Source organism: Mycobacterium kyorinense (assembly GCF_001672775.1).
In the GTDB taxonomy this organism is placed as follows: domain Bacteria; phylum Actinomycetota; class Actinomycetes; order Mycobacteriales; family Mycobacteriaceae; genus Mycobacterium; species Mycobacterium kyorinense_A.
The window spans coordinates 1-14,539 of record NZ_LZKJ01000001.1 but is presented as its reverse complement, the minus strand read 5'-3'; the positions used below and the strand labels follow the sequence as shown (position 1 = coordinate 14,539).

Here is a 14,539-nt window from a genome sequence, read left to right as displayed (position 1 = left end):
CTATCGAATCGGAACGGCCGATGGTTGCCGCCCATATTACGGTGTAGTAGTGTCCAGACACGTGTCCGACCCGGTAGCTCGGGAGTCGACCCGACGCCGATTGACCGCCAAGCAAGCCGACACAGTAGACCGGCTGGGTCACGCCGCGATCGAGGTTCTGAGCCGAGAAGGCTTCGCTGGGTTGACAATTCGGATGGTTGCCGCAGAGGCCGGAGTTGGCGCGGCCACCGCCTACACGTATTTCGCGTCCAAGGAGCACCTCGTCGCCGAGGTTTTCTGGCGGCGGCTGGCCTCCAGCCCGGTGCCGCCCAACGACTCCCCCGACGCCGCTGCCCGGGTCATCGCGGTGCTGCGTCACATCGCGCTCCTGGTTGCCGACGAACCAGAGTTGGCCGGAGCGGTCACCAACGCGTTGCTGGGCAAGGACCCTGAGGTCAAGCATCTGCGGTTGCGTATCGGCCGGGAAATCCACCATCGGCTGGCCACCGCGCTGGGGCCCGACGGCAATCCGGATGTGGTCGAATCACTGGAGTTGCTGTATGCGGGCGCGTTGGTACGCGCCGGCATGGGATACGCGTCGTATATGCAGATCGCCGACCGGTTGGAGTCCTCCGCGCGGCTGCTGTTGACGTAGCTGTGGTTGCGGCTGGGCCGGCACGATCCCGCATACGGACATCGATCATCCCGAACGCGACCAAGTTGGGATCGGGCCGCCCGTTCGGAGACTGAAACCGAACGACTGGACCGCAATTGGGCCGGCCTGCTAGTTACCGCGGCCGGCATCCGACCGGTTTGCGGACCGGTCAGCCTGGGAACACACCGGCCATGCTGCTTCGTAGAATCGCCCGGCCCCTGTTGTCAGCGGTATTCATCGGCCAAGGCGTCGAGACCCTGCGCAACCCCAAGACCAGCGTCGATGCTGCCGAACCCACCGTGGCGGCGTTGCGGACGCTACCGGATCCCATCGGAACGAAGGTTCCAGCCGACCCCGAGACCGCCGCGCGGATCACCGCGGCAGTTCAAATCGGCGGCGGCCTCCTGCTTGCCGTCGGCAAGATGCCGCGGGTCGCCTCGGCGGCGCTGGCGTGCACTGTGGTTCCCGGCAGCCTTGGCGGACACCTGTTTTGGAATGAGCCCGACCCGGAGCGCAAGGCGCAGAAACGCCGCGACTTCCTGACCGACCTGAGCCTGCTGGGCGGGCTGATCATCGCCTCGGCCGACACCGAAGGAAAGCCGTCGCTGGGATGGCGGGGCCGACGGGCCGCGGGGCGGGTGTCGGCAAGGGTGTCGGCAGCGCTGCCGTCGGGGGCCTCCAACGGCACGCTCCTCGACTCTGAGCTGGGTGAACGAATCGAACATGGCCTGCAGGTGAGCGTCGAGCGCGGTCGTGAGCTGGCCAGCACCGCGGCCGAGAAGAGCGGACCGCTGATCGAGTCGGCGCGCAAACGCGGAAGCGAACTCGCCAGTACCGCCGAGGAGAAGAGCGCTCCGCTGGTCGAAGCCGCCCGCAAGAAGGCACGCAAGCGGCGCGCACAGCTCGCGGCCAGCGCCCGCGAGCACGGCGCCGACCTCGCCGAGGCCGCCCGCGAACGCGGCGCTGACCTGGCCGAAGCCGCCCGCGAACGCGCCGCCAAACTGGCGGACGTGGCGCAGGAGCGCGGCCCCGAACTCGCCGAAACCGCCCGTGAACGCGCGGCCAAACTGGCGGACGTGGCCCGGGAGCGGGGTCCCGAGCTCGCCGAAACCGCTCGTGAGCGCGGCGCTGAGCTCGCCGACACTGCCCGTGACCGTGGCGGCGAGCTGGCCGCCCGTGGGCGGACCAAGATCCGTCGCATGCGCTAACCGGATGGTCGACGCGCGGCGTTCGCGACGTCGCGCTGTCGGGAGCGCCAGGCGTACAACGTCCAGGACGCCACGACCACGGCGAACAGGGCGAGTTCCATTGCGCCCAACCAGCCGGCCGGATAGAGCACTCCGGTGATGTAGTGGGCGATGAATCCTTCCGACGGCAAGGGTGCCATCCCGGCCTTGGTGCGCGCCCACCGCTCTAACCCGGTCAGCGGGCACCCGACATGGCCGGCCGCGCTGCCCACTCCCCAGACGACCGCTACCGCGTGCAACCAGATCGTGCGGCGCCAGCGCAGGGCAAGAAAGCCACCGACCATCAGATAAGCGATGAATGCGAAATGGACCGCCACCGCTAGCGCGACGAGGATTTCATACATTGTCGGCCGTCCTAACGGCTAATTATGCTACCGGGATCGCCGGACACGTTGCGTCAGAAAGTTCTCGACGATCTCATCAACGGTTTGGTCGACATCGGTGACGACGCCGTCTTCGCCGGGGCCGAGCGGCTCCAGCGTGTCGAACTGCGATTGCAGCAGTGCCGGCGGCATGAAATGCCCGTGCCTGGCGGCCTGCCGGCGGGCGATCAATTGCGGCGACCCGCTCAGGTGCAGGAATTCGATGTCCGGGCAGCATGCGCGTAGCTGGTCGCGGTATGTGCGTTTGAGCGCCGAGCAACTCATCACACCGCCGCTGCGGTGGTCGGCCAGCCAGCCCCCGACGGCTTCCAGCCAGGGATAGCGGTCGCTGTCGTTGAGTGGTTCGCCCGCAGCCATTTTGGCGACGTTGGCGCTCGGATGGAAGGTGTCGGCGTCGGCGAAAGGCACCCCCAGCCGCCGTGCCAGCGCCGCGCCCACCGTTGACTTGCCCGAACCCGAAACCCCCATGACCACGATCGGTCCACGCTGGTTGATCACGGGCCTGATTGGTTGCGGTTCCATTCCAGCCAGCCCACCCCGCGCCGGCCGTCGGCGGTGTTCACCGCCGCCCAGACTCGCGGAAACTGGCTCACCCGTCCGTCCGGGGCCACCAGGCGTAGCGGCGCATAGCCGCGGACTTCAACGGTTGCGGTGATGCCGCCGGGGTCAACGGCCAGCATCGCCTCGGTCGGTAAGCCGTTGGCGTCGAACACTTCCCGCGCCGCAACGGTACACACCTCAGTCAATGCGCCGTCGCGGTTCTGGAGGTAGCCCACCCCGATTGCCGGGGCGCCGGGAATCCGGATGTCCACCGCGTGCAGGTGACTGCCGTCATCGAAGTGCAGTGCGCTCCAAACCCAGTCCATGCCCCACCAATCCCGCACCCCCCAGGAATGATCCCGCTGACCGGGCACCGAGTCCAGGTGGTATTCGGTGCCGTCGACCGTGACGCTGCCCGAAACGGTGCACGGAATCTCGTAGCGCGTGGTCAGCCGGTACTGATACGGCGTGCCGTCGGTGCTCCACGCCAGGTCCATCGCCACTTCGACCGGCACTCCGCCTTCGCCCCGCAGCAGCGCGGCCGGGTCGGCGTAGGACTGGCCACGCCCCTGCAGGACAACACGATAGCTGCGCAGCGGCTCGGCGACGGAGTGGGTGAACTCGATGGCGTCGGTGCGCACCTGCCACGGATCGGCGGGCACCGCAACATCGAAGTCGACGATTGCGACGGTGGGCAGATCGGGGCCGCACAGCACAGCGTTCAGCCATGCCGTGTGCTCATTGGGCATCAACCCGAGTCGTATCCAGCCGCCGAATCCCTGTGCGGGATCGGCGAAATCGGCATACCAGCTCTCGTTCCACAGCGGTTCGTCGGTCGGGGCGTGCGCCCACTCGTCGTCGCCGGCTGGGACGAGCGGCTCAACTGGCGCCGGAGCCGGCAGTGTCGCGAGCGCATCGGTGTCGAGCACGTGCTCACAGTGGCGTTGCAACATCGTCATGAACATCGCGTCGCCGCGATCGGTGCGCTCGACGAGCATCGACGACACAATGGCCATCATCACCCCGAAGAAGCTCTGCCGCCGCACGCCGTCGCGCACCTCGGTCAGGCTGATCGGCGTGTCCGGGCCAAGCGCCTCGTAATAAGCGCTCAGCAGTTCGTCATAGTGCGCGCGCCGATCGGCAACCGACAGCGCGCATCCCAGGCAATAGGCCAAGTCGGTCATGGCCGGGCCCCGCGTGACGGTCTGCCAATCGACGACGGTCAGTAGCCGGTCAGCGCCCACCGCGCCGAACAACATGTTGTCCAGCCGGTAGTCGCCGTGCACAAGTCCCTGGATGCGACCGGCTGCCGCCTCTTCGGCCAGGTAAGCGTCAAATCCGGCTACCAGCCGTTCGCACACCGCCCGGTACGGCGGTGCGATCTGGTCGCGGTAACGGTCGACGAAGGCGGCGTAGAGCTGGGTGATCAGCGCTTGGTTGATCGGCGCGTCGCGGTTGAGCCACGGCGCATCGGCCAAGGCAGTATCGCCCAGTAACGGGCCTTGCAGCCGCGCCAGTTCGGTGACGGCGAGCCGGGCCTGTGCCACTGTGGCGCCCCGGATTTCGTCGCCGACGACGGCCGGGGTCGCATCGCCGAGCAGCAGGTCGAAGACTCCGGTCGACGCGTCGAACGCGGCGTGGTAGCACGGCGCGACCGGTCCGGTCAGGTGCGGGGCGACCTCGCGGTAGAAGCGCACTTCACGCTCGTAGAGGCCCAGGCTCAGACCGGTCTGCCGGCTCACCGGGTCGCTGGCCGCGACCTTGAGCACCACCGAATCCGGGCCCCGCTGAGCACTTTCGGTACCGGCGTAGCTCAGTTGGACGCGGTAGCACTCGCTCATCTGGCCGGTGCCGATGCGCTCGACGGTGAAATCGCTGACCGTCGCGGACCCCAGGACGGTGGAGAGCCAACCGGCGGTGAGGTCGGCCGGTCGTTCGACGACGGTGTCGGTCTGCGGAGGCACTGTCGGGTTCACCGGCTCAGCGTGCCATCGAAAAGCCCTGCCACGCCATTCGCCGCTCGGGATGCGGATCGAATTCGACGTGCGACTTGCGGTCGAAAACCATTACCGCGCGGTCCGGGTCGGTGTAGGTGGGCCAGTCGTCGCCCGGCACACCGGTGCGACTGAATGCGCGCCACCGGCCCTGTACCTCGTTGCTGACCCGCAGCGCAGACCGACGGTCGCCGGCCGCGCTGAGCAGCGCGCCAAACCTGCTGCGGTAGACATCGAACACGGCAAGCAGCTCGGTGGCGTGCGTTGCGCCCAATCCGGACCATCGCAACACACGTGGCGAGTAGTCGTAGCGATAGAGATAGGCCGGTGCGTGGCTGCCGTGCGCCTCGGCGATCTCCCACGCGGCCGAACCGAAGGCGAAATCCCCGCCCAGTCGGATACATGCCGCCGAATCCGGATAGCCGGGATAAGCGCTGGTAATGCGTTCCCGCGCAGCCGGATCCGTTTCCGCCAGCAGCGCTTCGATCATCGGCTCGGTGGTAGGCAGCAGCCGCAGAAAGCGGGTGAACAGCCGTCCCTCGTCGGCGTTGGTGCCAACAATCAGCGGGATCCGGTGGGCCTTGCCCTGTCGCATCGCCTCGATGGGATCCAGCGGCAGCACGTCGTCGCCGCAGGCCGGCCCGAGCGGGAAGGCGCCCAGGATGTCTCGCACACCTTCGTCGATGAGACGGTCCTGGGCTGCGACCAACTCGGCAGGCGATGCCTGCATCAACGCGTGAGCGGCATCGTGTTTGCGCATGCCGAGCAGCGCGGCGAACCGCGTTGCGAAGTCGGCTGCCATCTCACTGGAGCGCACCATTCCGGATGCCGGGCTTTCCGAAATCGCCTGGGCGAACAAGCCCTCCGCCGCCGGCACCGCCAACATGGTGGCGACCGCATGCGCGCCGGCGCTTTCCCCGAACAACGTGACCTTGTCGGGATCGCCGCCGAACTCGGCGATGTTGTCCCGCACCCACCGCAACGCCATCACCAGGTCACGCAGGAACAGGTTGCTGTCGATGGTGATATCGGCAGTCGAGAGCGACGACAGGTCCAGGCAGCCCAGCGCGCCGAGCCGGTAGTTGACCGACACGTACACACAGCCGCGCCGCGCCAGTGCGGCCCCGTCGTAGAGCGGTGTGGCCGAGCTGCCGAGCAGGTATCCGCCGCCGTGGACGAAAACCATGACCGGCAGCGGTTGGACGGGCGCGGCTGCCGGCGCGACGACGTTGAGCGTCAGGCAGTCCTCACCCCTCGGCTGATACTTACCGATGCCCAGCATGGTGTAGCGACGCTGCTGCGGGGCGCAGTTGGTGAACCCATGACAGTGCCGCACACCCGACCATGGCTGCGCCGGCTGGGGTGCACGAAACCGCAGCGGCCCGACCGGTGGGCGGGCATAGGGAATGGATCGCCACCGGTGCACGCCGTCGCGGGTGAACCCTTCGACCGTGCCGGTGGCGATGGTTGCGCGGACGGTGTGCTCGTGCATAAGCCGACGTTAGCGAATGTCCCCGTGCCGGGTGGGGTAGGTCCGCAGAATCGAATGGCGACCGTTAGCCTGTCACAATGCGGGTTGCCGCGCTGGTCGCAGCGTCGTTGCTGGTCGCCGCGTGCTCCCATGCGACCGACGGCCGCGGCACGCAGCCCTCGACGTCGGCGTCGACACCGCCGCGAGCAACCGCTGCTCCGTCGTCGAAACGCCCGTCACCGACCTCGGCTGTCGCGCCCAGCGCTGGCGCACCGATCGCCGATGTCATCGCGTGGGTCGAAGCCGGCGCGCCAGTCGACGCCGCCGGGTATCACCGCGCGACGCGCGACGGGGTGGTCACCGACCTGGGTACTGACATCGCGTTCACCGTTGCCAATGTCCGCTGCATGACCGACACCAAACACACCGGCGGCGCGCTGGCCTGCCTGGTTGGCTTGGCCCATCCGCCGCCGCGGCCGGCGACGGTCTACGGCCAATGGCAGGGCGGTTGGGTCGACTTCGACGGCGCCAGCCTGCAGGTGGGGTCGGCCCATGCCGATCCCGGGCCGTTCGCCCGCGGTGACGGGGCCGATCTGCCGGTGGGGAAATCATTGTCGTTCGGTGACTATCGTTGTCGCGCAGGTCAAGTCGGCGTGTATTGCGTGAACTATGCACACCGGTCGGGGGCCGCGCTCGCGGCGACCGGCATCGAGCCGTTCGGGTGTCTGCAGTCCGTTCCAGCGCCCGAGGGCGTCGGGCAGAAGTTCAGCTGCTGAGGGTCGAGCCCTTGCCGAACGTCCAGTTATTGCACGTTTTTCGCGAAACGGCGTGTGATCACTGGCCACTCGGCGGGCAAGTTACAGGACGCGGATCTCGCCGGTACTGCCGTCGACCTCGATGAGCGCCCCCGGTGGGAGGCGGCGAGTGGCGCCCTCGACGTCGACCACGCAGGGAAACCCGAACTCGCGGGCCACCACCGCGGCATGCGACATCGGGCCACCGAGCTCGGTCACAACGGCGGCGGCATAGGAGAACGCGGCGGTGTAGCCGACATCGGTGACCTCGGCGACCAGGATCTCACCGGGTTCCAGGTCGTCGATGGTTTCGGGCCGGACGATTCGAACGCGGCCGCGGACCCGTCCACCGCAGACACCGAGGCCATGCAGTGTTTCTCCGGCGGTGAGGACGCTTTTTGGACCATCGGCCGGCTGCCAGCTGCCGCTGAACACTGCCGGCGGAACGACGTCGGCGAGCCTGCGTTGCTCGGCGCGGCGCCGCCCCACGATTTCCGCCGCATCGGCGGGCAGAGCGTCGAGCTCGTCGACCAACAAATAGAACACGTCGTCGGGAGCGTCGAGAACTCCGTTGTCGGTGAGCCGACGGCCCTGCTCCCGCAACAGCTTTCGTAACACCCAGATCGCGCGCACCATTTTGTCGCGGCGCACTTCACGGTCGCGGATTTGGTGCACGGCCAATTGCGCGACGGGTCGAGCCTGGACCGGGATCCGCGGGTGGCGGGGCTGCGCGGGCGCCGGAGCATGCAACGATTTCGCCACCATCCGGAGCAGCAGTTCGGGATCGTCGGCATAGGTGCTCGACAACATCTCGACTTCCGCCGGCCCCCGGTGACCGATCTGCGCAAGCTCGGCGCGAACCGCGGCGTGGAATTGCGGCGCCTGTTCCGCCAGCGCCGCGAGCCGATCGCCCGGGTCGGCAAGCACGCCAGCCGCATCGGGATCGTTTTGCGCCGCCGCGACCAGCCGGTGCAGCGCGCCCAGCAATCGCGCGCTGGCCAAGTCCGGCCCGGCCGACGGTGCGATGTTGCGTCCGCCCAGGCCCCGCAGGATCACACTGAATGCCGCCGAGAGCATGAAAGACCCCGACGCCAGCAGCCAACCATGGACTACGTGGTCGCGTGCCAGCAAGATCAAGCTGAGCAGGCGATGGTCGTCGAGTCGGGTGAGATCGTCGCCCGCCAGACGCTCCAGCCGGTCGACGTCGGCGATGTAGTCGCGGGTATCGCGCCTCGAGCCGGCGCTGAGGCCGATCAGATTGACCCCGAATACGCCGATATTGCGAAGGGTGCGCAATTGTTTTGCGGCGCGGCCGGATTGGGTCGGCAAGCGCTGCTCGCCGAAGATCGGCAAGCTGCCGGCGCTGGGCCCGAAGAACCCGCTGTTGCTGACGACCGTCGCCGGTTTGACGAACGGCACGGTTTCGGCCATGAAATGCGCGGCGGTAATCGCGCCATACAACCGGTGGGCGAACACCGCGACAGTTCGCATGGCGATTTCGCGTTGGATCAACCCGCCCGGCCGCAGCCGCTCGGCGATGCCGACACCGCCCGCCCGCAGGCCGCGCACGGCGACCGACACCGACGACGGCGAGAACGGTCCGGGCAGCGCCTCCGATAAATTGGTGGCCAAAAAGGTCGGGAAGCGCCGGTCGATCGGAGTGTCGAACTCCCCGTTGCAGCCGTCGGGGCCGGCCAGTGCGGGCTCGGTGCCGTCAGCGGCCGGCGCATCAACCGCGGGGATGTCCTGAACGTTGGTCAACTGCCAGGGCAGCGACATCACCCGCGGGCCCAGGCTCACTCGCCCGCGTACCGCCAACGCGAAATCCGCGACGCATTCAGCAGCGTTCCAGGCCGGCGTGAACTTCCAAGTGTCGTGTAGCCGTGCGGTTTCCATCACGGGCACAGCCAGTAGGTGGTCCAGCTCGGCGGCTCCGCTCGCCCGCCGAAGCAATGCACCCAGCCGCTTTCCCGCCCGCACCGCCGGTCGTCTCACCGCGTCGGCGATTTCAGCGAATGTCAGCTCTCCCGGCGCAGCAAGGTTGACCGGCCCGCTGCCGATACCGGTGTCGAGAATCGCTCGAACGAACACCCGATGCGCGTCGTCGGCGTGCACAACCTGCAGCGCCCGCTCCGCGGAACCGTGGATGTCCGGAAAAAACAACGACGCCCAGAACCGGAGCACCCAGTTGTCGACGTTTCGGCCGAGGATGACCGCCGAGCGGACCGCCACCCATTCGATGCCGCAGGTCGCCAGCATTGCTTCTGCGCGGGCTTCTGCGGTTACCGGGCTGAGCCGATGGTCTTCGCTGCACGGCGGCGCTCCGTGCTCGCGCGCACCGTATGCGTACGCCGAGGAAGCGAACACGATCCGCCGGGTGCCGGCCCGAATACTCGCATCCAACACGTTGGCGGTCCCGCCGAGGTTGATCTCATGCGCGAGTTGCTCGTCTGCGCGGGGGTCAGTCACCCAGGCGCAATGCGCGACGATGTCGCTCCCGGTGAGGGCGCGTCGCACCGTCGCTGCATCGCGAATGTCGCCGTCGACGAAGGCGGCGGCGCTGGGCCAGCTTTCGGGGCGGTGACGCGCCAGCCCGACGACCTCGTGTCCTTGCGAGAGCAGCCGGCCCACGACGCCGCGACCGACGACGCCGCTGGCTCCGGTGACGGCGATCTTCACTGAACGATCCGGAATCTCAACTCGCTACTCGTCGTCATCGAGCAGCGCCGCGTTGACCAGATCATCGAGATCCATGTCGGCGAGGTCTTTCTCTCTGGTCTGCGCGGCGCCGTCACCGTCGACTTCGTTGGCCAAACTGAGCAGCAGATCCAGCACCCCCGCCTGCCGCAGGCGTTTGACCGGAATCGAGGCGACCACCCGCTGGATTTCCGCTTCCCCGGGCGCGGCCTTTGGCGCAGGCTGCTCGGCGGTGCCGAGCAGTTCTTGGTGGAAATACCCGGCCAGCGCAGCCGAGTTCGGGTAGTCGAAGATGAGTGTGGGTGAAAGAGCCAGTCCGGTGGCCGCTTTGAGTCGGTTGCGCATCTCGACTGCGGTCAGTGAGTCGAATCCCAGTTCCTGGAAAGCCTTGTCCGGGTCGATAGCCTCCGTCGTCGTATTGCCCAGCACGGTGGCGATGTGGGAACGCACCAGATCCAGCAGCACAGCGTGCTGCTCGTCCTCAGGCAGCCCTTCCAAACGCTGCAGCAGAGCGGTTTTCGACTTGGCGGCGGCCAGCGAGTCGTCCACCTGACGACGTGCCGGGGCGCTGATCAGGTCGACGAACATCGGCGGCAGGGTGCCACCGTCGAACTTGGCGCGCAACGCGGTGAGGTCGATGCGGGCCGGCAGCAGGAACGGCTCGTCGACAATCATTGCGGTGTCGAGCAATTCGAGGGCCTCGTGAGCAGACATCGCCACAATGCCGTCGCGGGCGAACCGGGCGAAGTCCACTGCCCCCAGTCCCCCGGTCATGTCGCTGGCCTGATCCCACAATCCCCAGCCCAACGAGGTCGCCGGTAGGCCCTCCGCGCGCCGGTGCAATGCCAGCGCGTCGAGGAACGAGTTGGCCGCCGCGTAGTTGGCCTGCCCGGAGGATCCCACCAGACCCGCCATCGACGAGAACATCACAAACGCCGATAGACCCAGATCGCGAGTCAACTCGTGCAAGTTCCAGGCCGCGTCCACTTTGGCCCGCATGACCGTATCGATGCGCTCGGGTGTCAGCGACGTGATCACCGCATCATCGAGCACACCCGCGGCGTGAATCACGGCCGACAGCGGATGCTGGGCGGGGACATCGGATATCACCCCGGCTAATGCAGCCCGATCCGCTGCGTCGCAGGCCACCACCCGTACGTCGGCACCGGCCTCAGCGAGTTCGGCTGCCAATTCGCTGGCGCCCGGTGCGTCGAGTCCGCGGCGGCTGACCAGGATCAGGTGGCGCACTCCGTGCCGGGTCACCACATGCCGGGCCAAGGCGGACCCCGCCATTCCGGTAGCACCGGTGATCATCACCGTGCCGGCCGTCCAGGCATCAGGCATCGTCATCACAACCTTGCCGACGTGACGCGCCTGACTCAAGTACCGCAACGCCGCCGGCGCCCGGCGAATGTCGAACGTGGTGACCGGCAGCGGCCGTAAAGCCTTGTCTGCGAACATCGCTGCCAGATCGGTGAGGATCCGTCGGATGTGGTCTGGACCGGCCTCGAAAAGATCGAAGGCTCGGTAACGCACCCCGGGGTGGCTGTCGGCGACGACGGCGGGGTCACGCATGTCGGTCTTGCCCATTTCCAGGAAGATCCCGCCAGCAGCAACCAGGCGCAGCGAGGCGTCGACGAAATCGCCGGACAGCGAGTCCAGTACGACGTCTACCCCACGGCCGTCGGTGGCGGCACGGAACTTGTCCTCGAACTCCAGGCTGCGCGAGTCGGCGATGTGGTCATCGTCGAAGCCCATGGACCGCAGGGTGTCCCACTTGCCGCGACTGGCGGTGGCGAACACTTCGAGGCCCCAATGGCGCGCCAACTGCACGGCGGCCATCCCGACGCCCCCGGCGGCGGCATGAATGAGGATCCGCTGGCCAGGCTTGACTTCGGCCAGCGCTGACAGCGCGTAATACGCGGTCGCGAAGACCACCGGAACCGTGGCGGCCTCGGTGTGCGACCACCCGGGCGGGATGTTGAACAACAGACGCTGGTCGGTAGTCGCGGTGGTGCCGGTGCCTTCCGGGAACAACCCGGTTACCCGGTCGCCGACCTCGAATTGAGTGACTGCGGGGCCGGTCTCGACGACGACGCCGGAAGCTTCGACGCCCATGGCCGCAGTGTCGTCGGGGTATAGACCCAGCGTGATCATCACGTCGCGGAAGTTGGCCGCCATGGCGTCCACGGCGATGCGGACATGCCCGGACTGCAGTGGCGCATCGGCATCGGGCACCGGTTCCAGTAGCAGGTTCTCAAACGTGCCTGCTGTGGAAAGGCCCACGCGCCAGGGAGTTTCGCTGTCCGGCGGCACCAGCAGCCCATCTACTGCTCGGCTGCCGTGCACCCGCGCGATGTGGACGACACCGTCGCGCAACACCACCTGCGGCTCACCGACCGCCAATATCGCGGCCGCAGTGGAATCGTCGATCGGCGCGTCGACGTCGGCGAGTACCAGCCGACCTGGGTGCTCGGTCTGCGCTGAGCGCACCAGCCCCCACACCGCAGCGCCGGCCAAATCCGTGATGTTCTCGCCCGGCAGCGCCACCGCACCGCGGGTGGCCACCACCAACATTCCCGAATCGTGTTCGGAAAGCCACGATTGCACTGCAGTCAAGGCCGCGTGCGTGCGCTGGTGTGCTTCGGTGACGGGATCACCGGCTGCCGGCAGTGAGTCGAACACCTCATAGGAGGCAGCGGCATCCGCGTCGACGACCGACGGCTGCGGTGACCAGATCACCTCGAACAGCCGATCGGGGCCCGAGCCCGATACCGCGGCCATCAGCTGCTGCTGCGATACCGGCCGGGCCACCATCGCCGCCACCGACAACACCGGCAGGCCCAGTGCGTCCGCCAGCTCGATGGTCACTGCGGACGGACCTGTCGGCGCGATCCGGGCCCGCACCGCCGACGCGCCGGCAGCATGCAAGCACACCCGTTGCCACGAGAACGGCACCAGGACACCACCATCGGAATCGGTGGCGTCGGTGGCGACAATCACCGCGTGCAGCGCCGCGTCCAGGACCGCCGGATGCACGCCGAACCCGGCGGGCGAGGCACCCGCATCGGCGGGCAGCGACACCTCGGCGAACACCTCGTCGCCGCGGCGCCACATCGCAGTCAGACCCTGGAACGCCGGACCGTACCCGTATCCGCGTTCGGCCAGCTGGTCGTAGATTCCGGCCACGTCGACGGCGTCGGCGCCGGCCGGCGGCCAGGCCGACAGATTCGTGCTCGGCTCGACGGCGCCGGCCGCCACCGTTCCCTCCGCGTGCAACACCCAGCCGGAGCCGGTGTCGGCGCGGGAAAACACCGACACCGCACGCGAACCCGCCTCATCGGCGGCGCCCACCACGACCTGCACGGCGACCGAAGCGGAGGCCGGCAGTACCAGCGGTGCGGCCAGCATCAATTCCTCAATGACCCCGCAGCCGACTTCGTCGCCGGCCCGGATCACCATTTCGATGAACCCGGCACCGGGGAACAGGACCACTCCGCCGACCGCATGGTCGGCCAACCATCGCTGCGACGCCGGCGACAGCCGGCCGGTCAGCACCACCCCACCCGAGGTGGGCAGTTCGACCACTGCGCCCAACAACGGATGTTCGCTGGGGGCCAAGCCCAAGCCGGCGGCATCGACTGCGGCACCGTCACCGGAGAGCCAGAACCGGCGGCGTTCGAAGGCATAGGTCGGCAACTCGACAAACCTGCCGCCGGACAGCACTGCGCGCCAATCGATGACAGCTCCCGACACGAAACCCTGAGCGGTCGCGGTGATCAGAGTGAGCGGCTCGGGGCGGTCTTTGCGCAGCATGGGCACCGACACCACGTCAGCATCGGGCAGCGACTCGTCGATCGATGCAGTCAGGCCGCCGCTGGGCCCGACTTCCAGGAAGCGGGTGGCGCCGGCGGACTGGGCGAAGCGAATGCTGTCGGCAAATCGCACCGCCGCCCGGACATGCTGAGCCCAATACTGCGCAGAGGCGAAGTCGTCGCCGGCCAACTGGCCGGTGACGTTCGAGATGATCGGGATGGTGGGTTGCGCAACCGCGAGTCCTGCTGCCACCGTGGTGAACTCGGTGATCATCGGCTCCATTAACGGCGAGTGGAAGGCGTGCGACACGGCGAGCTTGTGCGTCCGGCGGCCCTGAGCGCGCAGTTGCTCCGCGATCGTCGTCACCGCGTCCTCGGCCCCGGAGAGCACGACCGACGACGGACCGTTCACCGCCGCGATGCCCGCGTCGTCGCCGAGCATCGGCCGCACTTCCTCTTCGGTCGCCTGCACGGCGAACATGGCGCCGCCGGCGGGCAGCGCTTGCATGAATCGGCCGCGGGCCGCCACCAACACCGCGGCGTTCTCCAGCGAGAGGACACCTGCGACGTGCGCCGCGGTCAGCTCGCCGACGGAGTGCCCCATCAGGTAATCGGGCCGCATGCCCCACGATTCCAGCAGCCGGAATAGGGCCACTTCCACGGCGAACAGCGCGGGCTGCGCGAATTCGGTGGTGTTCAAGAGTTCTTCGTCGTGACCCCACATCACCTCGCGCAGGGGTCGCAACAGATGGCGGTCCAACTCGCCAACCACGGTGTTGAACGCTTCAGCGAATACCGGGTAGGCGGCGTGCAGTCCCATGCCCATGCCGAGCCATTGGGCACCTTGGCCGGGGAAGACGAACACGGTCTTGCCCGCCGGGATCGCTCGCCCCGACACCACACCGCCACCCGGTAGACCATCGACCAACTCGGCCAACCCGCCCAACAACTGATCACGGTCCGA

General features: G+C 67.9%; 9 protein-coding genes. 3 read left to right on the top strand and 6 right to left on the bottom strand.

The annotated features are described in order from the left end of the window. Positions 1-61: 61 nt before the first annotated feature. Entirely contained in the window at positions 62-634 is a 573-nt protein-coding gene (locus A5707_RS00045) for a TetR/AcrR family transcriptional regulator (RefSeq protein WP_065012488.1), read from the top strand. A 191-nt stretch (positions 635-825) separates the two neighbouring features. Further along, entirely contained in the window at positions 826-1,842 is a 1,017-nt protein-coding gene (locus A5707_RS00040) for a DoxX family protein (RefSeq protein ID WP_065012487.1), read from the top strand. Here A5707_RS00040 and A5707_RS00035 read toward each other — a convergent pair. Genes A5707_RS00035 through A5707_RS00020 form a run of 4 tightly spaced genes read right to left on the bottom strand, consistent with a single transcriptional unit; the run spans position 1,839 to position 6,290 of the window. Continuing rightward, positions 1,839-2,225, bottom strand: coding sequence for a DUF2784 domain-containing protein (locus A5707_RS00035; RefSeq protein WP_065012486.1), 387 nt, complete (start codon positions 2,223-2,225; stop codon positions 1,839-1,841). The genes A5707_RS00040 and A5707_RS00035 overlap by 4 nt on opposite strands. Positions 2,226-2,252: 27 nt before the next feature. Further along, complete coding sequence (locus tag A5707_RS00030) at positions 2,253-2,732, bottom strand: gluconokinase (RefSeq protein ID WP_197495199.1); 480 nt, start codon at positions 2,730-2,732, stop codon at positions 2,253-2,255. Positions 2,733-2,758: 26 nt separating this feature from the next. Next, positions 2,759-4,780, bottom strand: a complete 2,022-nt coding sequence (locus A5707_RS00025) for a phosphotransferase (RefSeq protein ID WP_419866367.1) — start codon at positions 4,778-4,780, stop codon at positions 2,759-2,761. A 4-nt stretch (positions 4,781-4,784) separates the two neighbouring features. Beyond that, positions 4,785-6,290, bottom strand: a complete 1,506-nt coding sequence (locus tag A5707_RS00020) for a carboxylesterase/lipase family protein (protein WP_065012484.1) — start codon at positions 6,288-6,290, stop codon at positions 4,785-4,787. Between the two features lie 77 nt (positions 6,291-6,367). Here A5707_RS00020 and A5707_RS00015 point away from each other — a divergent pair, with 77 nt between their 5' ends. Further along, on the top strand, positions 6,368-7,045 hold the full coding sequence (locus tag A5707_RS00015) for a hypothetical protein (protein ID WP_065012483.1): 678 nt from the start codon (positions 6,368-6,370) through the stop codon (positions 7,043-7,045). A gap of 81 nt (positions 7,046-7,126) precedes the next feature. Here A5707_RS00015 and A5707_RS00010 read toward each other — a convergent pair whose 3' ends face one another. After that, complete coding sequence (locus A5707_RS00010; protein ID WP_065012482.1) at positions 7,127-9,742, bottom strand: PEP-utilizing enzyme; 2,616 nt, start codon at positions 9,740-9,742, stop codon at positions 7,127-7,129. Between the two features lie 24 nt (positions 9,743-9,766). After that, positions 9,767-14,539 (bottom strand): type I polyketide synthase (locus A5707_RS00005; protein WP_156657360.1); only part of this gene is annotated, 4,773 nt, incomplete at its 5' end.